Source organism: Actinacidiphila alni, assembly GCF_900112845.1.
Classification (GTDB): domain Bacteria; phylum Actinomycetota; class Actinomycetes; order Streptomycetales; family Streptomycetaceae; genus Actinacidiphila; species Actinacidiphila alni.
Genome location: NZ_FONG01000015.1, coordinates 45,593 through 69,206 on the forward strand (window position 1 = coordinate 45,593; position 23,614 = coordinate 69,206).

20 protein-coding genes are annotated in these 23,614 nt (G+C 70.3%); 11 read left to right on the forward strand and 9 right to left on the reverse strand.

The features are described 5' to 3' along the window. Positions 1 to 54 precede the first annotated feature (54 nt). From BM076_RS23510 to ychF, 4 genes are all read right to left on the reverse strand, one after another. Complete coding sequence (locus BM076_RS23510) at positions 55 to 2,265, reverse strand: MMPL family transporter (protein WP_093715671.1); 2,211 nt, start codon at positions 2,263 to 2,265, stop codon at positions 55 to 57. 199 nt (positions 2,266 to 2,464) lie between these two features. Next, positions 2,465 to 3,883 (reverse strand): ATP-binding protein, encoded by a 1,419-nt coding sequence (locus tag BM076_RS23515; protein ID WP_093715672.1) that lies wholly within the window; start codon positions 3,881 to 3,883, stop codon positions 2,465 to 2,467. Between the two features lie 143 nt (positions 3,884 to 4,026). Further along, positions 4,027 to 5,013, reverse strand: coding sequence for a hypothetical protein (locus tag BM076_RS36185; protein ID WP_143120623.1), 987 nt, complete (start codon positions 5,011 to 5,013; stop codon positions 4,027 to 4,029). A 299-nt stretch (positions 5,014 to 5,312) separates the two neighbouring features. Next, a complete protein-coding gene (gene ychF / locus BM076_RS23520; protein WP_093715673.1) occupies positions 5,313 to 6,401 on the reverse strand; it encodes a redox-regulated ATPase YchF in 1,089 nt (362 codons plus the stop codon). A 194-nt stretch (positions 6,402 to 6,595) separates the two neighbouring features. Here ychF and BM076_RS23525 point away from each other — a divergent pair, with 194 nt between their 5' ends. After that, a complete protein-coding gene (locus BM076_RS23525; RefSeq protein WP_143120624.1) occupies positions 6,596 to 7,162 on the forward strand; it encodes a DUF6542 domain-containing protein in 567 nt (188 codons plus the stop codon). On the opposite strand, the gene ppgK is transcribed toward BM076_RS23525, so the two are convergent. Continuing rightward, positions 7,083 to 7,820 (reverse strand): polyphosphate--glucose phosphotransferase, encoded by a 738-nt coding sequence (gene ppgK / locus BM076_RS23530; protein WP_093715675.1) that lies wholly within the window; start codon positions 7,818 to 7,820, stop codon positions 7,083 to 7,085. The genes BM076_RS23525 and ppgK overlap by 80 nt on opposite strands. Before the next feature lie 30 nt (positions 7,821 to 7,850). Beyond that, entirely contained in the window at positions 7,851 to 8,840 is a 990-nt protein-coding gene (locus BM076_RS23535; protein ID WP_093715676.1) for a 4-hydroxy-3-methylbut-2-enyl diphosphate reductase, read from the reverse strand. Positions 8,841 to 8,937: 97 nt separating this feature from the next. On the opposite strand from BM076_RS23535, the gene xseA reads away from it, so the two are divergent. The 3 genes from xseA to BM076_RS23550 all read left to right on the forward strand — a co-directional run bounded on the left by xseA (position 8,938) and on the right by BM076_RS23550 (position 11,248). Continuing rightward, the gene (gene xseA, locus BM076_RS23540) at positions 8,938 to 10,152 is read left to right on the forward strand and encodes an exodeoxyribonuclease VII large subunit (protein ID WP_093715677.1); all 1,215 of its coding nucleotides are present in this window, start codon (positions 8,938 to 8,940) and stop codon (positions 10,150 to 10,152) included. 76 nt (positions 10,153 to 10,228) lie between these two features. After that, entirely contained in the window at positions 10,229 to 10,501 is a 273-nt protein-coding gene (locus tag BM076_RS23545) for an exodeoxyribonuclease VII small subunit (RefSeq protein WP_093715678.1), read from the forward strand. Between the two features lie 153 nt (positions 10,502 to 10,654). Continuing rightward, positions 10,655 to 11,248 carry a malonic semialdehyde reductase gene (locus tag BM076_RS23550; protein WP_093715679.1) on the forward strand — a complete coding sequence of 198 codons (594 nt, stop codon included), beginning with the start codon at positions 10,655 to 10,657 and terminating at the stop codon, positions 11,246 to 11,248. A gap of 27 nt (positions 11,249 to 11,275) precedes the next feature. On the opposite strand, the gene BM076_RS23555 is transcribed toward BM076_RS23550, so the two are convergent. Continuing rightward, positions 11,276 to 11,815 (reverse strand): DUF4245 domain-containing protein, encoded by a 540-nt coding sequence (locus BM076_RS23555; RefSeq protein WP_322936168.1) that lies wholly within the window; start codon positions 11,813 to 11,815, stop codon positions 11,276 to 11,278. A 171-nt stretch (positions 11,816 to 11,986) separates the two neighbouring features. Between BM076_RS23555 and glpX the strand changes: the two genes are divergently transcribed. Then, positions 11,987 to 13,018, forward strand: a complete 1,032-nt coding sequence (gene glpX / locus BM076_RS23560; protein WP_093715681.1) for a class II fructose-bisphosphatase — start codon at positions 11,987 to 11,989, stop codon at positions 13,016 to 13,018. Positions 13,019 to 13,145: 127 nt separating this feature from the next. Here glpX and BM076_RS23565 read toward each other — a convergent pair whose 3' ends face one another. Both BM076_RS23565 and BM076_RS23570 read right to left on the reverse strand, forming a co-directional pair. After that, positions 13,146 to 13,505, reverse strand: coding sequence for a WhiB family transcriptional regulator (locus BM076_RS23565; protein ID WP_093715682.1), 360 nt, complete (start codon positions 13,503 to 13,505; stop codon positions 13,146 to 13,148). A 337-nt stretch (positions 13,506 to 13,842) separates the two neighbouring features. Then, positions 13,843 to 14,532, reverse strand: coding sequence for a DUF1707 SHOCT-like domain-containing protein (locus tag BM076_RS23570; RefSeq protein ID WP_093715683.1), 690 nt, complete (start codon positions 14,530 to 14,532; stop codon positions 13,843 to 13,845). A 171-nt stretch (positions 14,533 to 14,703) separates the two neighbouring features. Between BM076_RS23570 and BM076_RS23575 the strand changes: the two genes are divergently transcribed. The 6 genes from BM076_RS23575 to BM076_RS23600 all read left to right on the forward strand — a co-directional run bounded on the left by BM076_RS23575 (position 14,704) and on the right by BM076_RS23600 (position 23,581). Beyond that, positions 14,704 to 16,365 carry a fumarate hydratase gene (locus tag BM076_RS23575; protein WP_093715684.1) on the forward strand — a complete coding sequence of 554 codons (1,662 nt, stop codon included), beginning with the start codon at positions 14,704 to 14,706 and terminating at the stop codon, positions 16,363 to 16,365. Positions 16,366 to 16,708: 343 nt separating this feature from the next. Further along, positions 16,709 to 17,821 (forward strand): DUF1996 domain-containing protein, encoded by a 1,113-nt coding sequence (locus tag BM076_RS23580; protein ID WP_093715685.1) that lies wholly within the window; start codon positions 16,709 to 16,711, stop codon positions 17,819 to 17,821. A 97-nt stretch (positions 17,822 to 17,918) separates the two neighbouring features. Continuing rightward, positions 17,919 to 19,760, forward strand: coding sequence for an adenylyl cyclase (locus BM076_RS23585; protein ID WP_093715686.1), 1,842 nt, complete (start codon positions 17,919 to 17,921; stop codon positions 19,758 to 19,760). A 71-nt stretch (positions 19,761 to 19,831) separates the two neighbouring features. Next, positions 19,832 to 21,592, forward strand: coding sequence for a discoidin domain-containing protein (locus tag BM076_RS23590; RefSeq protein WP_093715766.1), 1,761 nt, complete (start codon positions 19,832 to 19,834; stop codon positions 21,590 to 21,592). A 32-nt stretch (positions 21,593 to 21,624) separates the two neighbouring features. Next, on the forward strand, positions 21,625 to 22,107 hold the full coding sequence (locus tag BM076_RS23595; RefSeq protein ID WP_093715767.1) for a DoxX family protein: 483 nt from the start codon (positions 21,625 to 21,627) through the stop codon (positions 22,105 to 22,107). An 88-nt stretch (positions 22,108 to 22,195) separates the two neighbouring features. Beyond that, on the forward strand, positions 22,196 to 23,581 hold the full coding sequence (locus BM076_RS23600) for a class II fumarate hydratase (protein ID WP_093715687.1): 1,386 nt from the start codon (positions 22,196 to 22,198) through the stop codon (positions 23,579 to 23,581). Positions 23,582 to 23,614 lie beyond the last annotated feature (33 nt).

Consider the following 23,614-nt stretch of genomic DNA (forward strand, 5'->3'; position numbering starts at 1 on the left):
CTTCCCGGTGGGCACGGCGGCGGCTCGGCTCCTTACGCTGGGCACGGCGGCGGCTCAGCTCCTTCCGGTGGCCACGCGCTCGGGCTCCGGCGCGCCGTTCGCGGACCCGTCGTCCAGCACGTGCCGCAGCTTCTCGCCCTCCACGTCCACATTGGGCAGCAGCCGGTCCAGCCACCCGGGCAGCGACCAGGCGCGGCGGCCGAGCAGTGCCATGACGGCGGGCACGATCGTCATCCGCACCACGAACGCGTCGAGCAGGACCGCGGCGGCCAGGCCGAGGCCCATGGACTTGATGATCGACTGGTCGCTGAAGATGAAGCCGGAGAACACCGCGATCATGATGATCGCCGCGGCCGTGACCACCCGGGCGCCGTGCCGGAAGCCGGCGACGACCGCCTCCCTCGGCTCGGCGCCGTGCACATACTCCTCGCGCATCCGGGTCACGAGGAACACCTGGTAGTCCATGGCGAGCCCGAACACCACGCCGATCATGAAGATCGGCAGGATGCTGACGACCGGGCCCGTCTGGTCGACGCCGAAGACGTCCGCGAACCAGCCCTTCTGGAAGACCGCGACGACGACGCCGAGGGTCGCGAGCACGCTCAGCAGGAAGCCGGCCGCCGCCTTGAGCGGCACCAGCACCGACCGGAAGACCAGCATCAGCAGGATCAGCGCCAGGCCGACGACCACGCACAGGTACGGGATCAGGGCGGCGCTCAGCTTGTCGGAGATGTCGATGTTGAGCGCGGTGGTGCCGGTGACCATCACCTCGGCGCCGGTGTCGGCGCGCAGGGCCGCGCCCCGGTCGCGGATGTCGGAGACCAGGTCGACGGTCCGCTGGCTGCTGGGCGACGAGCCGGGCACCGTACGGATCAGTGCCACGTCGCCGCTGCCGTTGAAGGCCGCGGGGCTCACCGAGGCGACGTCGGGCAACGCGTCCAGCATCGCGGCGGTGTCGTGCGCGGCGGCCTTGGGGTCGTCGCTGCCGCGTGCGTCGACCACCACCGACAGCGGGCCGTTGTAGCCGGCGCCGAAACCGTCGCTGATGGTGTCGTACGCGATGCGCTGGGTGCTGCCGGGGGTGGCGGTCGCGTCGCTGGGCATGCCGAGTTCGAGCGACAGGGCCGGGGTGGCGAGCAGCAGCAGCCCGGCCACCGCCGTGACGAGGACCCGGACCGGGTTGCGGAGCACGAATTGCGACCAGCGCACGCCCATCGGCTCGTGGTCGGCCGAGCGCATCCGGCGCGAGGTGAGCTTCCCGGTGGCGATCCGGGCGCCGGCGAAGCCGAGCATGGCGGGCAGCAGGGTGAGTGCGATGACCACGGCGACGACGACGGCGAAGGCGGCGCCGAGCCCGAGGTCGGTGAGCATCCCGATGCCGATGACGCTGAGGCCGGCCAGCGCGATGATCACGGTGAGCCCGGCGAACACCACGGCGGAGCCGGCCGTGCCGAGCGCCCGGCCCGCCGCTTCCTCCGGCGCGTGGCCGTTCTTCAGCTCGCCCCGGTAGCGGGAGACGATGAACAGGGCGTAGTCGATGGCCACCGCGAGGCCGAGCATCAGGGCCAGGGTGCTCGTGCTGGAGCTGAGGTCGACGACCGAACTGGCGAGGGTGATCGACAGGACGGCCAGGCCCACCCCGAACAGCGCGGTCAGCAGCGGCAGTCCTGCGGCGACCAGCGAGCCGAAGGTGACGACGAGGACGACGGCGGCGATCAGGATGCCGATCAGCTCGGTCGAGCTCTGCCCCGGCTCCTCGGCGACCGCGGTGCCGCCCATGCTGACGTGCAGCCCGGCCTTCTCGCCCTTGGCGGCGATGTCCTTCAGGTCCGTCCGCGCCCGGTCGGTGACGTCGGTGTCCGCGACTTTGTACGTCACCTGCGCGTAGCCGATCGTGCCGTCCTTGGAGACGGTGCCGCCGGCGTACGGGTCGGCGACCGTCTTCACCTGGTCGGCCCTGCCGAGGTCGGCGACCAGCCGTTCGACCTCGGCCTTGTCGGTCCCGGACGTCAGCTTCCGGCCGTGCGGGGCCTCGAAGACCACCCGGGCGGTGGCCCCGTCGGCCGAGGCTTGCGGGAACTGCTCGGTCAGCAGGTCGAGGGCCTTCTGGGACTGTGTGCCGGGGATGCTGAAGGTGTCCGTGGTGCTGCTGGACACGCTCGCGGCGCCGATACCGATCGCGGCGAGCACCGCCACCCACACCAGCAGCACGAGCCGTCGCCGCCGGAAGGAGAACCGGCCCAGCCGGTACAGATACGTGGCCACGGAAGTACCCCCGGGGGTGCGCTGCGTACGGGAACGGGCCGCCTCGCGACCCGTGCTCCACGCTAAAAACACCCCGCCGCATTCCCGTGGTCCCCCAGAGGTGAATACCCCGCCCCGGCCAGTACCCCGGTGCCGACCCCGGGTCATCCCCAGGTCGTACGCGCCGCTCCGGCTCCGCAGGGCGGGTGACGGCCGCCGCTCACAGCGGCCAGGCGGCCAGCAGATCGCCGGGGCCGTAGGCCGCGTCGAGGCCCGGAGCGTCGATGCCGCTGCGGGAGACCGCGACGACGGGTACGGGCTGGTCGGTGAGGGCGGCTCGGTGCCGATGGAGAGCCGCCAAGTCGTGCCGGTCGAAGGGCGATCGCTCCAGCCACTTGATGGAGCCCACGAAGAGCAGTTCCTTGGCGATGGGGGCGCGGTCCGCACCGATGATGTCGATCTCGACATCGTTGGTGCGGGTCCAGTAGCCGCCCACCGCGGGGGCCGCGGGGAGCCGGTCGTCGGGCAGCGTCCGGGCGAGCGCCTCGCGGACGAGCGGTTCGACCGCCCGGCCGCGCCAGCCGGTCCAGTTCTCCCGGATCCGCGCCAACGTCAGATCGCCCCGGCCCCGCTCGATCTCCTCCATGGCGGGACCGAGCAGGTGCAGCCAGAACCGCAGGTAGGGATCCGTCACCCGGTAGCGGCGGTCCTTCGACGGACGCAGCGACACGGGCAGCTCCGCGGCGACGATCCGCTTGTCCGTCAACAGCTCCAGTGCCCGTTGCAACGGCGTGGCCCCGATGCCGCCGGCCGCCCGCGCGATGTTGGTGAAGGTCCGCTCACCACTGCCGATGGCCGCCAGCACCGTACGCGCCTGGGCCTGCGGGGGGAACTCGGCGGCCAGTGATCGTTCGGCCGACACGAGCAGCGCCGAGACCGGGTCGCTCAACGCCTCGCCGAGGAAGTCCCACAGGCCCGCGCCCTGCGGCCACTCCGCGCAGATCAGCGGCAGCCCGCCGGTCACCAGCGCGGCGTCGAAGGCATCCGCCGGATCCAGCCCCAGCATCCGCCCGACCTCGGCGGGATTGAGCGGTCCCAGCACCATTTCCTGTCCGCGCTGGTGGAACGGGCGCCCATAGCTGTTCAGCGCCTCCATCATCGACAGGTCGGACCCGATGAGGACGAGCAGCACCGGCCTGGTCTCCAGCACCCGGTCCCAGGCCCGTTGCAGCATCCCCTCGAAGGCGCCGTCCGCGTCCATCAGATACGGCACCTCGTCGATGACCAGCACACTCGCCCGGTCTGCGGGCAGCGCCGCGGCCAGCACATCGAACGCGGCGTCCCAGCTCTCCGGCCGCGCGGCGGCCACAAGCCCCGCCAACGGCAGCGTCGACGCCTGGGCGTCCCGGGCCAGCCGCGCCAGATCGTCCCTGGGGGACGCGCCGGTCGCCGCATAGAACAAGAACGGCGCCCCGGAGCCCTCCGCGAACCGCTCGACCAGTCGCGACTTGCCCACCCGGCGCCGCCCGCGCAGCATCACGCACCGCCCGGGCCGCTCCCCGCCGACCCCTGCCGCCACCTTCCGCAGCTCGCGCTCCAGCGTCGCCAGCTCCTGCCGCCGGCCCACAAAATCCACCACGCCTGCCGACCTCCACGCATGAGACTAACAATAATGTTAGTAACGCCGAGGTTAGCGCAAAGCCGCATCATTGGCCATACCGGGCCTGATCTGCGGCAGAGAACCGACCAGCCACTCAGCCGCTGGCGCACCGCCCGACGGCCTCAGTTGCCGCCGGCGTGAATCGCCCCGTTTTCTACATCATCAAGGTGAACGACGACATCGGGGATGGACAGTGAATACATCAAGGCTTCCGTAGGCACATGGATGCCTCCTTTTATACGCGTTGTCAGACAGGGGAAAGAGCCTGCGCTCACCATTCGATAGGCAGCGGATTTGGCGATCCCCAACGCTTCGGCAGCAGCCGGGAGGGCCACGAATTTAGGATACAGCTCAGAGGTGTGGTAATAATAATTGCGGCCACTTACCCACGTACGTGCCAGCATCAGTTCCGTCACGAGGGCGCTTCGGATTCCCTGACGACGTCCTGCGCGAAGATCCTCATGGTAGCGGTTGACCACTTCAATGAGGCCGCACCTCTGCCATAGCGCCCCGGTGCGCTCGCCCCGGATCTGCTCGGCGACAGCCGGATCCCTCGGATCGATGTTACGGATGACCGAAGAAGCCCTCGTCGCGGACTCCACAGAGGCCTCGTCCAACACAGCAAAAATATCCATGCCGTCGGCCGGGCTCTCGTGCTTGTGGATATTCGCACCCCGATAGGCCGCGTTGTTGGCCGCCTTGAACATCAAAGTTGGAACCTCCCGGTAAGGAACACCCCTCGCAGTCTCCTCCCAGGCATTGAGGGCAGCTTCAAACATATCCGACCGAACATCCTCCACATCGCGATAGAAATCTCGGGATATCGACCGTGAGCGCGCACGAAGGAAAGGAACGAGACAATCCATGACGATCATCCGCCACTTGTCGTCATTGCGCATGTCGGATATTCGCCCCATGGACACCATGGATTCCCACATCTGGGAGGGTTTGCGCGCCGCTCGCGCCGATACAGCACGGGAGCGGAATTTCTCATAGCCATAGTGTTGTTTGGCCTGACATTCCCGCACGTCGCCCACATGGGGGCAGACCAGCACCTCCCCGCACCTGCGATGAACATACTCCGCCAAACAGTCGAAGACGTCAGGCACGGTCCGTCCTCCGAGGTCCAATCGCTGAGGTGCAGGAGCATAGGGCGCGCCGCCCAGTAACTCGACCCGAGAACAGATAAATGCCAATTATGTTCGTCATCGGCAAACGTGAGCGACAATCACGGCAGAGGCTGGCCAGTTTTCTTCGGACCGCGCTTCATATCTCAAGACCACCCGGGACACCGGTCCACCGCTTACGACGCTCCAGCACGGTGACGCAGAAGGGGTCGGACTCGAGAGAGTCCGACCCCTTCTGGCCTGCATGTCTGCCCAACCAGCGGCGCAACGAAAGGCGTTCGCTACACGTTGAACCGAAACTCAACGACGTCCCCGTCCTGCATCACATAGTCCTTGCCCTCCATCCGGGCCTTGCCCGCTGCGCGGGCGTCGGCTACGGAGCCGGTGGAGACGAGGTCGGCGAAGGAGATGACCTCGGCTTTGATGAAGCCCTTTTGGAAGTCGGTGTGGATGACGCCGGCCGCCTCGGGGGCAGTGGCGCCGCGCTTGATGGTCCAGGCGCGGGATTCCTTGGGGCCGGCGGTGAGGTAGGTCTGCAGGCCCAGGGTTTCGAAGCCGACGCGGGCGAGGGTGGACAGGCCCGGTTCCTGCTGGCCGACGGACTGGAGGAGTTCCAGGGCCTCGGCGTCGTCGAGTTCGACGAGGTCGGATTCGAGCTTGGCGTCGAGGAAGATCGCCTCGGCGGGGGCGACCAGGGCACGCTGCTCGTTCTTGAAGTCCTCGTCGGACAGCTCGTCCTCGTCGACGTTGAAGACGTAGAGGAAGGGCTTGGTGGTGAGCAGGTGCAGCTCGTGCAGGAGGGCGCCCTGCTCGGTGCCCTTGGTGATGCCCCGGGAGAAGAGGGTGTCGCCGGCGGCGAGGATCTCCTGGGCGGCCTCGGCGGCGGCCAGCACGGCGGCCTTCTCCTTCTGGAGGCGGGCCTCCTTGGTGAGCCGCGGGATGGCCTTCTCGACCGACTGGAGGTCGGCGAGGATCAGCTCGGTGTTGATGGTCTCGATGTCGTCCTTCGGCGAGACCCGGCCGTCGACATGCACCACGTTGTCGTCCTTGAAGGCCCGGATGACCTGGCAGATCGCGTCGGACTCGCGGATATTGGCCAGGAATTTGTTGCCCAGGCCCTCGCCCTCGGAGGCGCCGCGGACGATGCCGGCGATGTCCACGAAGTCGACGGTCGCGGGCAGGATGCGGGCCGACCCGAAGATCTCCGCGAGCGTGGTCAGGCGGGGGTCGGGGACGCCCACGACTCCGACGTTCGGCTCGATCGTGGCGAACGGGTAGTTGGCCGCCAGCACGTCGTTCTTGGTCAGGGCGTTGAAGAGCGTCGACTTGCCGACATTGGGCAGGCCGACGATTCCGATGGAGAGCGACACGTGGAGACTTCCCGGAGCGGTGAAGGGGTGGAGGGCGACGGCGACCAGTCTACGGGCCCGCGCCACGCACCCCCGGCCGCCGGTCGAACACCGGGCCGGACCCGACCCGGACCCGGCCCCGAAGCCGACCCCGTACCGGTCCAAAGGCGTGTCCCGCCGTGCGATCACCCGACTGCCGTGCCTACTGTAAGTAGGTGGACCAACACAGTGCGCGTACGAGTGCCGCCCCGGGGCCCGGCGGAGAAGCCGCAGTCGGGGTGTACCGCGCCCCCCGGCCGGGCGGTCAGGCGGGGGCGGCGGCCGCGGTGCGGCTGGCGGCGGCCCGGCTGCGTACCGCCCAGCGGCCCAGACCCCGGCTGACGGGCCTGGGCATCGGGCTGCTGACCACGGCCGTGACGGTCGCGGCGGCCGGCCTGGACGCCCTGCTCTTCGACGGGCCCGGCGTCTTCTTCGGGCTGGTCTTCGTGGCGGTCAGCGCGACGGCGGCCGTCTACGTACGCCCGTACGACCTGGTGGCCGCCCCGGTCGCGGCGCCGATCGCCTTCGCGGTGGCCATCGCGCTGACCGCGGACAGCGGGGGCGGCGGCCTGGCCGGTCATCTGCTCGGCGTGTTCACCGGTCTCGCGCTGATGACCGGCTGGCTCTACGCCGGTACGGTGCTGGCCGCCGCGATCGTGGCGGTCAGAGCTTTGCGGCTGCCATCGCGGCGCCCACGATCCCCGCGGAATTCTGCAGCTCGGCAGGGACGATCTCGGCGCTGATCCCGTGGATCAGCGGCAGGAACTTGTCGGGCTTGCGGCTGACCCCGCCGCCGATCACGAACAGATCGGGCGAGAAGAGCATCTCCACGTGCGCGAGGTACTTCTTCAGCCGGTGCGCCCAGTGCTCCCAGCTCAGGTCCTCGTCCTCGCGCGCCTTGACCGAGGCCCGCTTCTCCGCGTCGTGCCCGTGCAGCTCCAGGTGGCCCAGCTCGGTGTTGGGCACCAGGTGGCCGTCCACGAACAGGGCGCTGCCGATGCCGGTGCCGAGCGTCAGCATGATCACCGTGCCGCCCCGGCCGCGGCCCGCGCCGAAGGTCATCTCGGCGACGCCCGCCGCGTCCGCGTCGTTGAGCACGACCACCGGCAGGCCGAGCCGGTCGCCGAGCATGCCGCGCGCGTCGAGCCCGACCCAGCCGGAGTCGACGTTGGCCGCGGTCCGCGTGGTGCCGTCCACCACCACGCCGGGGAAGGTCACGCCGACCGGTCCTGACCAGCCGAAGTGCTCGATGACCTGGTGCACCCCGTCGATCACCGATTCCGGGGTCGCGGGTTGCGGGGTGTCGATCTTGTACCGCGCGTCCGACAGGGCGCCCTGGTCGAGATCGACCGGAGCCCCCTTGATTCCCGTACCACCGATGTCCACACCGAACATATTCATGGCCCCCAGGTTAGAGGTGACGGGAAAAAGTCACCTCTTGGCGGATTCCCCGGCGGCGGCCTCGGCACGCAGATCGCGGCGCAGTTCCTTGGGCAGCGAGAACTGGATGGACTCCTCGGCGGAGGTGACCACCTGGACGTCGGCGAAGCCGCGCGCGGCCAGCCAGTCCAGGACGCCGTCGACGAGGATCTCGGGGACGGAGGCGCCGGAGGTGACGCCGACGGTGGTGACGCCGTCCAGCCAGCCCTCCTCGCACTCCTCGGCGAAGTCGACCAGGTAGGAGGCGCCGGCGCCGGCCTGGAGGGCGACCTCGACCAGCCGGATGGAGTTGGAGGAGTTGCGGGAGCCGACGACGATGACGAGGTCGGCGTCCGCGGCGATCTGCTTGATGGCGACCTGGCGGTTCTGCGTGGCGTAGCAGATGTCGTCGCTGGGCGGCGAGAGCAGGTTGGGGAAGCGGTCCTTGAGCGCGTCGACCGTCTCCATCGTCTCGTCCACCGACAGCGTGGTCTGGGAGAGCCAGACGACCTTGGACTCGTCGCGGACCTTGACGTTGGCGGCGTCGGCGGGGCCGTCGACCAAGTGCATGTGGTCGGGCGCCTCGCCCATCGTGCCGATGACCTCTTCGTGGCCGTCGTGGCCGATCAGCAGGATGTCGTAGTCGTCCTTGGCGTACCGGACGGCTTCCTTGTGGACCTTGGTGACCAGCGGGCAGGTGGCGTCGATCGAGGCGAGGCGGCGCTCTGCGGCCTCCTCGTGGACGACCGGGGCCACGCCGTGCGCGGAGAAGATGACGATGGCGTTCTCGGGCACCTCGTCCGTCTCGTCGACGAAGATCGCGCCCTTCTTCTCCAGCGTCTGGACGACGTATTTGTTGTGCACGATCTGCTTGCGCACATAGACCGGGGCGCCGTACTGCTCCAGCGCCTTCTCGACGGTGATCACGGCCCGGTCCACGCCCGCGCAGTACCCGCGGGGGGCGGCGAGGAGGACGCGGCGGGCGGTCGTAGCAGCAGTCATGGGTCCATCGTACGGGGACGCCGGTCGCGGCCGCGGGGGCGTGCGGGGGCACGGCGGTTGTGCCGGTCCGTCGGTGGTGACGGTTACGCTGCCGGGCATGGCTCTGAACACCTCGGCGGACACGCCGATCCCGGTCGGTGAGGTGTCCCGGCTGATCGGCGGCTGGATCGACCGGCTGGGCGCGGTGTGGGTGGAGGGGCAGATCACCCAGCTGTCGCGACGGCCGGGCGCGGGCGTGGTGTTCATGACGCTGCGCGACCCCTCGCACGACGTGTCGATCACCGTGACGTGCTTCCGCGGTGTCTTCGAGCAGGTCGCGGACGTGGTCGGCGAGGGCGCGCGGGTGGTGCTGCACGCCAAGCCGGAGTGGTACGGGCCGCGCGGCCAGCTCTCGCTGCGCGCGGTGGAGATCCGCCCGGTCGGCGTCGGCGAACTGCTCGCGCGGCTGGAGCGGTTGAAGAAGACGCTGGCCGCCGAGGGCCTGTTCGCGCTGGACCGCAAGCGGCCCATACCGTTCCTTCCGCAGCTGATCGGCCTGGTGACCGGCCGCGCGTCGGCGGCCGAGCGGGACGTACGGGAGAACGCGCGGCTGCGCTGGCCCGCCGTCCGCTTCGAGGTGCGCAATGTGCCGGTGCAGGGCGCGAGCGCGGTGCCGCGGGTGATCGAGGCGGTACGGGAGCTGGACGCGCATCCGGACGTGGACGTGATCGTGGTGGCGCGCGGCGGCGGCAGCGTCGAGGATCTGCTGCCGTTCTCCGACGAGGAGCTGGTGCGGGCGGTGGCGGACTGCCGGACCCCGGTGGTCTCGGCGATCGGGCACGAGCCGGACTCCCCGCTGCTGGACCTGGTGGCCGACCTGCGGGCGTCCACGCCCACCGACGCGGCCAAGCGGATCGTGCCGGACGTCCGGGAGGAGCTGGCCCGGGTGCGGCTGGTGCAGGACCGGGCGCTGCGGGTGATTCGCGGTCTGATCGACCGGGAGGAGCGCGGGCTGGAGGCGGCGCTGAGCCGGCCGTCGATGGCGGCGCCGTACGGGATGATCGACGGCCGTGCGGCGGAGGTGGCCGGCCGGGTGGACCGGGGCCGGCGCACCCTGCGCCATCTGCTGGACCGCGCAGACGCCGACCTGTCGCACACCCTGGCGCGGGTGGTGGCCCTGTCCCCGGCCGCGACGCTGCGGCGCGGATACGCGGTGCTGCAACGGGAGGACGGCTCGGTGGTCCGCGACCCGGCGGAGGTGACGGCGGACGAGGCGCTGCGCGCGCGGGTCGCCGAGGGCGACTTCGCGGTCCGGGTCACCGGGCAGGGGTGACGTCCCGCACAAGGTGAGGGTGACGTCGGGGTCCGCGTCACCGGAGCTGTCCCACCCTCGCCCTAGGCTTGCCCCCATGGCAGACCAGGAGAGCACCGGCACCACCCTCGGGTACGAGCAGGCCCGCGATGAACTCATCGACGTCGTGCGCCGGCTGGAGGCGGGCGGCGCGACGCTGGAGGAGTCGCTCGCGCTGTGGGAGCGCGGCGAGGAGCTGGCGAAGGTCTGCCGCCGCTGGCTGGAGGGCGCGCGGGCCCGGCTGGACGCGGCGCTGGCTGCGGAGGACGGCGCCACCGACGACGACGGGACCGCCGCGAGCGAGGAGGAGGGCGAGGACGCGGCCGGATAGGGCCGCTCCGCAGGTCAGAAGCGTACGAGCGTGACCGGAGTCACACATTCCACCGGGAATGGTTGAACATTCACTCAGGTTGAGTCGTGGTGTTCGACGCGCCGACCCCCCGGCGCGCTCCCCTCGTACGCCCGATCGACCTGAGGACACCGCATGACTCTGCTGCTCGACACCGCCACCCAGGACCTGCTCTTCCGCGAGGCCCGCACCGCGAACACGTTCACCGAGGAGCCGGTGACCGACGAGCAGGTCCAGGAGATCTACGACCTGGTGAAGTACGCGCCGACCGCGTTCAACCAGCAGCCGCTGCGTGTCGTCCTGGTCCGCTCCGCCGAGGGCCGCGAGCGCCTGGTCCGGCACATGGCCGACGGCAACAAGCCGAAGACCTCGACCGCGCCGCTGGTCGCGATACTCGCCGCGGACAACGAGTTCCACGAGGAGCTGCCCACCGTGCTCCCGTCCTTCCCGCAGGCCAAGGACGTCATCTTCGGCGAGCGCCCGGTCCGCGAGCAGTCCGCCGCGCTGAACGCCGCCCTCCAGGTCGGCTACTTCATCATCGGTGTGCGCGCCGCCGGCCTGGCCGCGGGGCCGATGACCGGCTTCGACGCCGAGGGCCTGAACAAGGAGTTCTTCGCCGACGGCGAGCACTCGGTGCTGGCCGTGGTGAACATCGGCAAGCCCGGCGAGAACGCCTGGTACCCGCGCAACCCGCGCCTGGAGTACGACCAGGTCGTCACGACCGTCTGACCCGGGTCCTCCCCGGCAGGGACAGCCTCAGTGGCCGCCGCGCTCCTTCAGCGCGGCGGCCATCGCCGTCAGCTCACCGTCCTGCCCGGTGCCCAGCACCACCGTCGTCACGCCCTGCTCCTTGCGGATCAGGGCGTTGTACTTCTTGCCGGTGTAGCGGTCCCAGACCAGGCCGCCGGCGGTGACCGTACGCGTCCCGTCGCGGTGCGCGCCGAAGGTGACGTCCTTGATGTACGGGTCGGCCGCGGCATTGCTCTGCTCGACGGCCACGTACTGGTCCTGGGGGTCGACGAAGCCGATGTGCCAGGTCACGTTCTTCGGGTCGGCCGCGTTGTACGTGACCGAGGTGGCGCGCCAGGTCGCGGGCAGCCCTTCGGGACCCGCCACCTTGTACGGCGCGTCGCGCCGGGCCTGGCCCAGCTCGACGTTGAAGGTGACCGGCTTGGTCGGGTCGGCCTTGGAGTCGTGCGGGATGAAGACGTAGATGACGGCGACGACGGCGCCGATCGCCACCATCGACAGCACCAGGTCCCGCAAGGTCTTGTTGCCACGTTTGTCTGCTGCCACGCAGCCATCGTCCCCCATGGGCGGAACCGTCCCGTACGCCGGGGGCCACGTCCGGGCCGCTGCCGGGCCGGTGCGCTCATGTGACGTGCACCCTGCTCATATTCGCGTTGACCCGATAGGGTCGAAGGACCCTCATATTCCGGCCGTCCTCGTACAGAAAGGTGCGCTGTGATGACCGAACAGCATTTGCCGCCCCAGCTCGAAGTGAGCCCCGAGGCGCCCGACCGCAACCTGGCCCTGGAACTGGTCCGGGTCACCGAGGCCGCCGCGATGGCGGCCGGCCGCTGGGTCGGCCGGGGCGACAAGAACGGCGCCGACGGCGCCGCGGTGAACGCGATGCGCACCCTCGTCCACACCGTCTCGATGAACGGCGTCGTCGTCATCGGCGAGGGCGAGAAGGACGAGGCGCCGATGCTCTACAACGGCGAGCGGATCGGCGACGGCACAGGACCGGAGTGCGACGTCGCCGTGGACCCGGTGGACGGCACGACGCTGACCGCCAAGGGCATGCCGAACGCGGTGGCGGTGCTCGCCGTCGCCGACCGCGGCACGATGTTCGACCCGTCGGCCGTCTTCTACATGGACAAGCTCGTGGTCGGCCCGGAGGCCGCCGAGTACGTCGACATCACCGCGCCGCCGGCGGTGAACGTGCGCCGGGTCGCCAAGGCCAAGGGCAGCGCGCCCGAGGACGTCACCGTCGTGGTGCTGGACCGGCCGCGGCACGACGGCATCGTCAAGGAGATCCGCGAGACCGGCGCCCGGATCAAGTTCATCGCCGACGGCGACGTGGCGGGCGCCATCATGGCGGTCCGCGAGGGCACCGGCGTCGACATGCTGATGGGCATCGGCGGTACGCCGGAGGGCATCATCGCGGCCTGCGCGATCACCTGTCTCGGCGGCACGATCCAGGGCCGGCTGTGGCCCAAGGACGACGCGGAGCGCGGCAGGGCGCTGGACGCCGGGCACGACCTGGACCGGATCCTGCACACCAAGGACCTGGTCAGCGGCGAGAACGTGTTCTTCGTCGCCACTGGGATCACCGACGGCGAACTGCTGCGCGGGGTGCGCTACCGCGCGGAGACCGCGACCACCTCGTCGCTGGTGATGCGGTCCAAGTCCGGCACGATCCGGCAGATCGACTCCACGCACCGGCTGGCGAAGCTGCGGGCGTACAGCGCGATCGACTTCGACCGGGCACGCTGACCGGACACGTCAACCGGCTGTGGGCGCACGGCCGTACGTCACGTCATGTCGCCGCCCGTCGCGGCGCACTCGGGCCCCGTATTCCCGGGTGCGGCGCGGCGGGCGGTGGGTCGTCGCCCCGTACCGCTCAGCCCGCGGCGGCGATCTGCGGGTCGGTGCGCTGGAGTTCGACCTCGCGACGGCGGCGGCGGGCCAGCACCACACGGCGCTCGGCGGCGGTCATGCCGCCCCACACGCCGTACGGCTCGGGCTGCAGCAGCGCGTGTTCACGGCATTCGAGCATCACCGGGCAGCGCGCGCAGACACGTTTGGCCGCCTCCTCCCGGGACAGGCGGGCCGCTGTGGGTTCCTTCGACGGGGCGAAGAAGAGCCCCGCCTCGTCACTGCGGCAGGCGGCCTCCGAGTGCCAGGGCCCGCCGAGATCCCGGGTCACCGGGTGACCGGGCGGGGAAGCGGTGTCCATGACGGGCTCGATCGGTTGAAGCACGGGATACTCCTGACGACGGCTCGGCGATTGCCACCCTGGCGCGTCGCCGACCGCTCCCCCGGCGGGCGCGATGCGACGGCGGTGGTGCGGCGGCGTGCTCGAACCCCTACCCGCTGTACGCGACTTCATGCGTAGCGTGTTCGCCCTGCGTGAGGACGCCGCACCGCTCTGACCTGCGGATGGCGTGAACACGCAGGTAGCTTGGCGCACTTACGCACCTGCTTTCACAGCCGTTACGGCATGCGGTGCGGGTGCGGGGGTGCCGTACGGCGGTCGGCGAAGGTGCCGGCGGTCGGCCGCGACCGGCCCGTCGGAAGCTCCCGCCGGGGACCCGTGATCAGTCCCCGAGCTGCTTCTTCGTCCAATCTTTGACTTTCTTGCCGCGCTTGGCCTTCGCCTCGACGCCGCCCCAGAAGGCGAAGCCGTCGATGCGGACGACCGGAGCGTTGGCGTCCGGTGCCTCGAACGCCTTGACGTCGGAGCCGCCCATGATCCCGACGACACCGCCGCCACGCAGCGTCACGTTCTCCGGCAGCTTGATGCTCACGCCGCCCATGATCGCGGTGCAGTGGATGACCAACTCCGGTGAGGTGAAGGTCGCTTCGGTGAGGTCGATCTCGACGCCGCCCATGATCGCGACCGCGGTGATCTTGTGCCCCACGCGCCAGCGGCCCTTGCGCTCGGCGCCGCCGAGGATGCCGACCAGGTTCGGGTTCTCCCCGCTGGGGTCGGGCGCGTACGCGTAGCCGCGGCCGGCCGCGGGGGTGGGCGCCGGGACGCTGTCCCGGCCCACCGGCAGGTCCCGGACCAGTGGCTGCAGCTCGCCGAGGGTCTTGGCCGCGTACACCCGGTCGAGCCGCTCGGAGTGCTCGCCGGCGTCGAGCCGGCCCTCGGCCAGCGCCTCGCGCAGGATGTCGGCGATACGGTCCCGGTCCGCGTCCGACGCGCGCAGATCCGCGTCCGCGGACGCTGCGGTGACCGGCCGGGGCGGCTCCTGCGGGCGCTTTTCGAGCTGCGATTCATCCACGTCTTCTACGGTACACAGACGCGATAGATCGCGACTACCCCGAAGTCCCCCCTAGGGGAAGCGCCTCCCCCGCGGGCGGCCGGGCCGTGAGCGGCAGCTCACATCGGGAGCGCCCGGGGGACGTTCTAGGATTGGCACGCCGCAGCGCCGCCGCCGAGTGAGGAATGCCCCATGCCTGAGTTCGCCTACACGGATCTGCTCCCCCTCGGCGAGGACCCGACCGCGTACCGCCTGGTCACCGCCGACGGCGTCAGCACCTTCGAGGCGGACGGGCGCACCTTCCTCAAGGTCGAGCCCGAGGCGCTGCGCCGGCTCGCGGCCGAGGCGATGCACGACATCTCGCACTACCTGCGCCCCACCCACCTCGCGCAGCTGCGCCGCATCCTCGACGACCCGCAGGCCAGCGCCAACGACAAGTTCGTCGCGCTCGACCTGCTGAAGAACGCGAACATCGCCGCCGCCGGGGTGCTCCCCATGTGCCAGGACACCGGCACCGCGATCGTCATGGGCAAGCGCGGCCAGCGGGTGCTCACCGAGGGCGGCGACGAGGAAGCGCTCTCGCGCGGCATCTACGACGCGTACACCAAGCTCAATCTGCGCTACTCGCAGATGGCGCCGCTGACGATGTGGGACGAGAAGAACACCGGCTCCAACCTGCCCGCGCAGATCGAGCTGTACGCGACCGACGGCGGCGCGTACAAGTTCCTGTTCATGGCCAAGGGCGGTGGCAGCGCCAACAAGTCCTTCCTCTACCAGGAGACGAAGGCGGTACTGAACGAGACCTCCATGATGAAGTTCCTGGAGGAGAAGATCCGTTCGCTGGGTACGGCGGCCTGCCCGCCGTACCACCTGGCGATCGTGGTCGGCGGCACCAGCGCGGAATTCGCCCTGAAGACGGCGAAGTACGCCTCCGCGCACTACCTGGACGAGCTGCCCGCCGAGGGCTCGCCCGCCGGGCACGGCTTCCGGGACAAGGAGCTGGAGCAGAAGGTCTTCGAGCTGACGCAGAAGATCGGCATCGGGGCGCAGTTCGGCGGCAAGTACTTCTGCCACGACGTGCGGGTGGTGCGGCTGCCGCGGCACGGCGCGTCCTGCCCGGTCGCGATCGCCGTCTCCTGCTCGGCCGACCGGCAGGCGCTCGCCAAGATCACCGCCGAGGGTGTCTTCCTGGAGCAGCTGGAGACCGACCCGGCGCGCTTCCTGCCGGAGACCACCGACGAGCACCTGGACGAGGACGTCGTCCGGATCGACCTCAACCGGCCGATGGACGAGATCCGCGCGGAGCTGACCAAATACCCGGTCAAGACGCGGCTCTCGCTGTCGGGACCGCTGGTCGTGGCGCGCGACATCGCGCACGCCAAGATCAAGGAGCGGCTCGACGCGGGCGAGGAGATGCCGCGGTACCTGCGCGACCACGCCGTCTACTACGCGGGACCCGCCAAGACCCCCGAGGGGTACGCCTCCGGCTCCTTCGGCCCCACCACGGCCGGCCGGATGGACGCCTACGTCGAGCAGTTCCAGGCCGCGGGCGGCTCCTTCGTGATGCTCGCCAAGGGCAACCGCTCCCAGCAGGTCACCAACGCCTGTGCCAGCCACGGCGGTTTCTACCTCGGCTCGATCGGCGGCCCCGCCGCCCGCCTCGCCCAGGACTGCATCAAGCAGGTCGACGTCCTCGAATACGCCGAACTCGGCATGGAAGCCGTCTGGAAGATCGAGGTCGAGGACTTCCCGGCCTTCGTCGTCGTGGACGACAAGGGCAACGACTTCTTCCAGGACCCCGCCCCGGCCCCCACCTTCACCTCGATCCCGGTCCGCGCCCCCGGCCAGTCCTGACCCGGCGCCCTCCCCGAAGACAGCACACCGCGCCCCCGCGGGACCGCATTGGTCCCGCGGGGGCGTCGTGTTCGCGGCGGCCCGGGGCTGTCGGGGAGCCGCGCCGGAAGCGGGTCTTCACGAAATCCGCCAGATGTCGAGGTGTGCAGGCCAGGGCGGGTGGGGCGGGGCGGAATGCCCGGGTCGTGCGGTGGCGGCGGTTCATCAGGCGTTGACATGTCCTTTGCGTGAGCGGAACATTCCGTGACTGGGAGAGCGCTCTCCCACCTGATGGTCCGTCATGCCGCCCGCCGGGCGGGGACGGCCGTCAGCCCCCCATGCGCAACACAAGCAGGAGGTCTCCATGGCACGGAGAACCAGAAGAATCCCGGGTCTGCTCATCGCACTGTCCCTGGCGGCGACCGGACTCGGCATCGGTGGCGTCGCGATGACCACCGGAAACGCTTCCGCCAGCACGCCGGCCGCCGCGAACAAGGCGGCGCAGGCCGATCACGCCGGGATGCCCGGCATGGTGATGCCGCTGGCCGGGAACGGCCTCGCGTCGGGCGACGACCCGGACGGGGACGGCTACATCATGGCCAATCCGCCGGTCACCGGCGTGACGCCGTCCACGTACGACCCGCCGCATGCGTACTTCCACGAGTTCCAGGCGCAGTGCGCGGTCAACCACACGGCGCCGGACGACCCGATCGTCTTCCCGGGGCAGCCCGGGGCGTCGCACGACCACACGTTCATGGGGAACAACACCACGAACGCGAACTCCACCACCGCGTCGCTGGAGACGGGCAGCACCGCGTGTCTGGCGCCGGGCGACAAGTCGGCGTACTGGATGCCGAGTCTGTACAAGGGCACGCAGAAGATCCTGCCGGTCGGCACACAGACGATCTACTACAAGTCGTCGGTCAACGACTACACCAGCGTGCGCCCGTTCCCCAAGGGCCTGCGCTTCGTCGTCGGCAGCCCGTCGCAGACGCAGGACGAGTTCCAGCACCTCAAGGGCACGGTCGAGGGCTGGGAGTGCGGGACCAGTTACCACAACTGGAACATCCCGGTGTCCTGCCCGAACACCCCTGACACCCAGCTCAACATCCGGCTCCAGGCGCCGAGTTGCTGGGACGGAATCCACCTGGACACGCCGGACCACAAGAGCCACATGGCGTATCCGATCGCGTCGGGCGCGAACCAGAACGTCTGCCCGGCCGACCACCCGGTGGCCCTGCCGATGATCGAGTTCAAGATGGCCTGGCCGGTCAATGGCGACATGTCGCAGGTGCATCTCTCCAGTGGCCAGGGCTTCTCCTTCCACTACGACTTCTTCAACGACTGGGACGACGCGACGCTGAACGCGCTGGTCACCCACTGCATCAACGGCGGGCTCCAGTGCGACGCCCGCGGTTACGACCAGTCGCAGCCGGGCAAGGGCGCGGCGCTGAACCAGAACTACGAACTGCCCTAACTCCCGGAACACCGTGCTCTCCCGCGGGCCGGGGCCTTCGCGGCCTCGCGGGAGAGCGCTCTCCGGAAGACCTGTCCCCCCAACACACAGGTGATCCATGAACTTCCCCGCACATCCCCCCACCGAGCAGACCCAGCAAGCCCCCGACACCACTCCCCGCTGGTCCCGGCGCGCGGCCCTCGGCGCGCTGGCCGCCCTCACCGCCACCCCGGCACTCGCCGGCCGCGCCTCGGCCCGTACGCCGCGTACGGAAAGCGCCACCCCGTCCCGTACGGCGACCCAAAGCGCCGCCGACGCACCCGACTTCGGGCCCAACGTCCTGGTCTTCGACCCGTCCATGGCGATCGCCGACATCCAGGCCAAGGTCTCCGACGTCTTCTCCCGCCAGGAGTCCAACCAGTTCGGCACCGACCGCTACGCGCTGCTGTTCAAGCCCGGCACCTACGACGGGCTCGACGTCAACGTCGGCTTCTACACGCATGTCGCGGGCCTCGGCCTGTCCCCCGACGACGTCGACATCCACGGCCTGGTGCACGTCGAGGCCGACTGGATGCAGGGCAACGCGACGCAGAACTTCTGGCGCAGCGCCGAGAACCTGTCGGTCACGCCCACCAACGGCACCAACCGCTGGGCGGTGTCGCAGGCCGCCCCGCTGCGCCGGGTGCACATCCGCGGCGAAGTGCCGCTGTGGAACGGCTACGACGGCTGGGCCAGCGGCGGCTTCATGGCCGACTGCAAGGTGGACGGCCGGGTCGTGTCCGGCTCGCAGCAGCAGTGGCTGACCCGCAACAGCACGCTCGGCGAATGGGCCGGCTCGGTCTGGAACATGGTCTTCGTCGGCGTCGACGGCGCGCCCCCGCAGAATTTCCCCGACCCCTCGCACACGGTGGTCGATTCGGCCCCGGTCGTCCGCGAGAAGCCGTTCCTGTACGTGGACGGGTCCGGCGCCTACCAGGTGTTCGTGCCCGCGCTCGCGACGAACGCGCGCGGTGTCACCTGGGCGGGCGGCCCGCGCGGCGAGTCGGTCCCGCTGACCGACTTCCACATCGCCAAGCCGGGCGAATCCGCCGCGGACATCAACGCGGCCCTCGCGCAGGGCAAGCACCTGCTGGTCACCCCCGGCGTGTACACGCTGGACGCGCCGATCGAGGTCACCCGGGCGGGCACGATCGTGCTGGGCCTGGGCATCGCGACCCTGCTGCCCGCCGGCGGCGTGACCGCGCTGTCGGTCGCCGACGTGGACGGCGTGAAGATCTCCGGGCTGCTGATCGACGCGGGCGCCACCAACTCCGAGGTGCTGGTGCGGGTCGGCCCGCAGGGCGCCGGCGGCAGCCACAGCGGCGATCCGACGCTGCTCCAGGACGTGTTCGTGCGGATCGGCGGCGCGCAGGCCGGCAAGGCGACGGTCAGCGTCGAGATCAACAGCTCCGACGTGATCGGCGACAATCTGTGGCTGTGGCGCGCCGACCACGGCAACGGCGTCGGCTGGGACGTCAACACCAGCGACACCGGCCTGGTCGTCAACGGCGCCCGCGTCACGATGTACGGCCTGTTCGTCGAGCACCACCAGAAGGCGGAGGTGCTCTGGAACGGCGACGGCGGCCGTACGTACTTCTTCCAGAACGAGATGCCGTACGACCCGCCCAACCAGGCCGCCTGGAAGGACGGTTCGCGCAACGGCTACGCCGCCTACCAGGTGGCGGACTCGGTCGGCACGCACGAGGCGTGGGGGCTCGGCAGCTACTGCCTGTTCCTCGCCGACCCGTCCGTGGTCGCCGACAGCGCGCTGCGGGTGCCGGACGCGCCCGGGGTGCGGCTGCACGACATGGTCACCGTCTCGCTCGGCAACGACGGCACGATCAGCCATGTCGTCAACGAGACGGGCGACCCGGTGAACAACACCAACTCCGGTATCTCCTACCTGGTGAGCTACCCGTGACCGGGCCCGGGCGCACGCACGCCCCGCACACCCCGCACGACCCGTACCGCCGCTTCGCATCGGAGGACACCATGCGCACCCGTACGTTCAGCAGGAGGGCCAGGCGGGCGCTGGTCCCGGTCGCCGCGGCGGGACTGGTCGCCACCGGCATCGCCGTCGCCCAGGCGCCGGCCGCGCAGGCGGCGGGCAGCGTCGTGAAGGTGACCGGTTCGCAGGGCAACTGGCAGCTGACCGTGGACGGTTCGCCGTGGACGGTCAAGGGGCTCACCTGGGGGCCGCAGCCGTCGGAGGCCGCCGCCGACCTGCCGGACCTCAAGCGGATGGGCGTCAACACCATCCGCACCTGGGGCACCGACGCCACCAGCGCGCCGCTGTTCGACGCGGCGGCGGCCAACGGCATCAAAGTGATCGCCGGCTTCTGGCTCCAGCCCGGCGGCGGTCCCGGCTCGGGCGGCTGCGTGGACTACCTGACGGACACCACGTACAAGAACGACATGCTGGCCGAGTTCCCGAAGTGGGTGAACACCTACAAGGACAACCCGGGCGTGCTGATGTGGGACGTCGGCAACGAGTCGGTGCTCGGGCTCCAGAACTGCTACAGCGGCGACCAGTTGGAGCAGGAGCGCAACGCCTACACCAGCTTCGTCAACGACCTGTCGAAGGCCGTGCACGCCGCCGACCCGAACCACCCGGTGACCTCCACCGACGCCTGGACGGGCGCGTGGCCGTACTACAAGAAGAACACCCCGGACCTGGACCTGCTGGCGGTCAACTCCTACAAGGACGTCTGCAACGTCAAGTCGGCCTGGGAGAGCGGCGGTTACGACAAGCCGTACATCATCACCGAGGGCGGGCCCGCCGGTTCGTGGGAGGTGCCGAACGACGCCAACGGCGTACCGGACGAGGCCACCGACCAGCAGAAGGCGGACGGTTACACCAGCGCCTGGAACTGCGTGACCGACCACCCGGGGGTGGCGCTCGGCGCGACGCTCTTCCACTACGGCACCGAGCACGACTTCGGCGGCATCTGGTTCAACCTCGTCCCCGAGGGCCTCAAGCGCGCCTCGTACTACGCGGTCAAGCGCGCGTACGGCGGTGACACCTCCGGCGACAATCTGCCGCCGACGGTGGCGGACATGAGCGTGGACGACGCCACGACCGGTGTCCCGGCCGGCGGCACGCTGACCGTGCACAGCACCACGACCGACCCGGAGAACGACCCGATCACGTACCAGGTGCTGTACAGCAGCATCTACGTGGACAACAACGGCGCCCTGAACCCGGCGGACGGCCAGCAGGGCGGCGGCGGCACGTTCACCGCGAAGGCGCCCGCCAAGACCGGCGTGTACAAGGTGTACATCAAGGCGACCGACGACCACGGCAATGTCGGCTACGGCTCGAAGTCGGTGAAGATCGTGCCGCCGAAGCCGGACGGCGTGAATGTCGCGCAGGGCAAGCCCGCGACGGCCTCGTCCTTCCAGACCGACCCGACCGGCGGCTGCCCGTGCGCGGCGGCGAGCGCGGTGGACGGCCGCTTCGACACCCGCTGGGCGAGCGACTGGAGCGACCCCCAGTGGCTCCAGGTGGACCTGGGCACCTCGACCACCTTCAAGCACGTCCAGCTCGCCTGGGACCCGGCGTACGGCAAGGCGTACGACATCCAGACGTCCGAGGACGGGCAGAACTGGACGACGGTGACGTCCGTGACGGACGGCAACGGCGACATCGACGACCTCGACGTCAACGGCACCGGCCGCTACGTCCGTGTCCTGGGCACGGCCCGCGGCTCGGGCTGGGGGTACTCGCTGTACGAGTTCGGGGTCTACCAGTGACGGTCCGCGGGCACGGGACGCGCGGCGCCACCGTGTCGGACCGGCTCGACCGGGGGCGGCCGTACGCGCTCGGCGCCTTCCGCGCCGTCGTCGGGCTGCTGTTCACCTGCCACGGGGTGGCGTCGCTCTTCGGGGTGCTGGACACCGCGGAGCTGCCGGCGGGCCGCTGGCCCGGCTGGTACGCGGCGCTGATCCAGCTGGCGTGCGGCGCGCTGGTGCTGCTCGGCCTGGCGACCAGGCCGGCCGCGCTGCTCGGCTCGGGCTCGATGGCGTTCGCGTACTTCGACGTCCACCAGCACCGGGCGCTGCTGCCGATCGAGAACGGCGGCGAGGCGGCGGTCTTCTTCTGCTGGACGCTGCTGCTGATCGTCTTCTGCGGGCCGGGCGCGCCGGCGCTCGACCGGCTGCTCGCCGACCGCAGGGCGGCGGCGCGGGCGGCCCGCGAGGAGCGGGAAGCGCGGGAGTCGCAGGAGTCGCCGGAAGGAGGGGACGGCAGGCTGGCGATGCCCGCCTGATGCGGGATCCGTACCGGGGTCCGTACGGATGCCCGCGACCGTGACAGTGCCCGGGAACACTTCGGTGCTCCCGGGCACTGTTATAGGCATGAGCGAATACCGGATCGAGCACGACTCGATGGGCGAGGTACGGGTGCCCGCCGGGGCGAAATGGCGGGCGCAGACGCAGCGGGCGGTGGAGAACTTCCCGATCTCCGGGCAGCGGATCGAGCGGGCGCACATCCAGGCGCTGGCCCGGATCAAGGCCGCCGCGGCGAAGGTCAATGCGGAACTGGGCGTCCTGGACGAGGACACCGCGGAGGCGATCCAGGAGGCCGCCGCCGAGGTCGCGGACGGCCGCTGGGACGACCACTTCCCGATCGACGTGTTCCAGACCGGTTCCGGCACCTCGTCCAACATGAACACCAACGAGGTCATCGCGACGCTGGCCACCGAGCGGCTCGGCCGTGACGTGCACCCCAACGACCACGTCAACGCCTCGCAGTCGTCCAACGACGTCTTCCCGTCCTCCATCCACATCGCCGCCACGGCCGCGGTGACCGGTGACCTCGTCCCGGCACTCACCCGGCTGGCGGAATCCCTGGAGGCGAAGGCGACGGAATTCGCCACCGTCGTCAAGGCGGGCCGCACCCATCTGATGGACGCCACGCCGGTCACGCTCGGCCAGGAGTTCGGCGGCTACGCGGCGCAGGTGCGGTACGGGATCGAGCGGCTGCGCTCCGCGCTGCCGCGGCTGGCGGAGCTGCCGCTGGGCGGCACGGCGGTCGGCACCGGCATCAACACACCGGCCGGCTTCCCGGCCGCGGTGATCGCGGAGGTGGCGCGGACGACCGGGCTGCCGCTGACCGAGGCGCGCGACCACTTCGAGGCGCAGGGCGCCAGGGACGGCATCGTGGAGACCTCGGGGCAGCTGCGGACCATCGCGGTCGGCCTGACCAAGATCGCCAACGACCTGCGCTGGATGTCGTCGGGACCCCGTACCGGCCTGGCCGAGATCAGCCTGCCCGACCTCCAGCCCGGCTCGTCGATCATGCCCGGCAAGGTCAATCCGGTGATCCCCGAGGCGGTGCTGATGGTCGCCGCGCAGGTCACGGGCAATGACACGACGATCGCCATGGCCGGCGCGGCGGGCAATTTCGAGCTGAACGTGATGCTGCCGGTGATCGCCCGCAACATCCTGGAGTCGGTGCGGCTGCTCGCCAACGTCACCCGGCTGCTCGCCGACCGGACCGTGGACGGCATCACCGCGCACGCCGAGCGGGCCCGCGAGTACGCCGAGTCCTCGCCGTCCGTGGTGACCCCACTGAACCGGTACATCGGGTACGAGGAGGCCGCGAAGGTCACCAAGCAGGCGCTCGCCGAGCGGAAGACGATCCGGCAGGTGGTGATCGAGTCCGGCTACGTCGACCGCGGGCTGCTGACCGAGGCGCAGCTGGACGAGGCGCTGGACGTGCTGCGGATGACGCACCCGTAGCGGCGGGAGGCCGACTCACCGGGCAGCCGTTGA

Excerpts from the sequence above, each read along its gene's own strand:
- BM076_RS23575 (WP_093715684.1), top strand. The coding sequence starts at position 14,704 with ATGCCTGAGTTCGCCTACACGGATCTGCTCCCCCTCGGCGAGGACCCG.
- ppgK (WP_093715675.1), bottom strand. The coding sequence starts at position 7,820 with ATGAATATGTTCGGTGTGGACATCGGTGGTACGGGAATCAAGGGGGCT.
- glpX (WP_093715681.1), top strand. The coding sequence starts at position 11,987 with ATGACCGAACAGCATTTGCCGCCCCAGCTCGAAGTGAGCCCCGAGGCG.
- BM076_RS23590 (WP_093715766.1), top strand. The coding sequence starts at position 19,832 with ATGCGCACCCGTACGTTCAGCAGGAGGGCCAGGCGGGCGCTGGTCCCG.
- BM076_RS23545 (WP_093715678.1), top strand. The coding sequence starts at position 10,229 with ATGGCAGACCAGGAGAGCACCGGCACCACCCTCGGGTACGAGCAGGCC.
- BM076_RS23600 (WP_093715687.1), top strand. The coding sequence starts at position 22,196 with ATGAGCGAATACCGGATCGAGCACGACTCGATGGGCGAGGTACGGGTG.
- BM076_RS23550 (WP_093715679.1), top strand. The coding sequence starts at position 10,655 with ATGACTCTGCTGCTCGACACCGCCACCCAGGACCTGCTCTTCCGCGAG.
- xseA (WP_093715677.1), top strand. The coding sequence starts at position 8,938 with ATGGCTCTGAACACCTCGGCGGACACGCCGATCCCGGTCGGTGAGGTG.
- BM076_RS23580 (WP_093715685.1), top strand. The coding sequence starts at position 16,709 with ATGGCACGGAGAACCAGAAGAATCCCGGGTCTGCTCATCGCACTGTCC.
- BM076_RS23585 (WP_093715686.1), top strand. The coding sequence starts at position 17,919 with ATGAACTTCCCCGCACATCCCCCCACCGAGCAGACCCAGCAAGCCCCC.
- BM076_RS23535 (WP_093715676.1), bottom strand. The coding sequence starts at position 8,840 with ATGACTGCTGCTACGACCGCCCGCCGCGTCCTCCTCGCCGCCCCCCGC.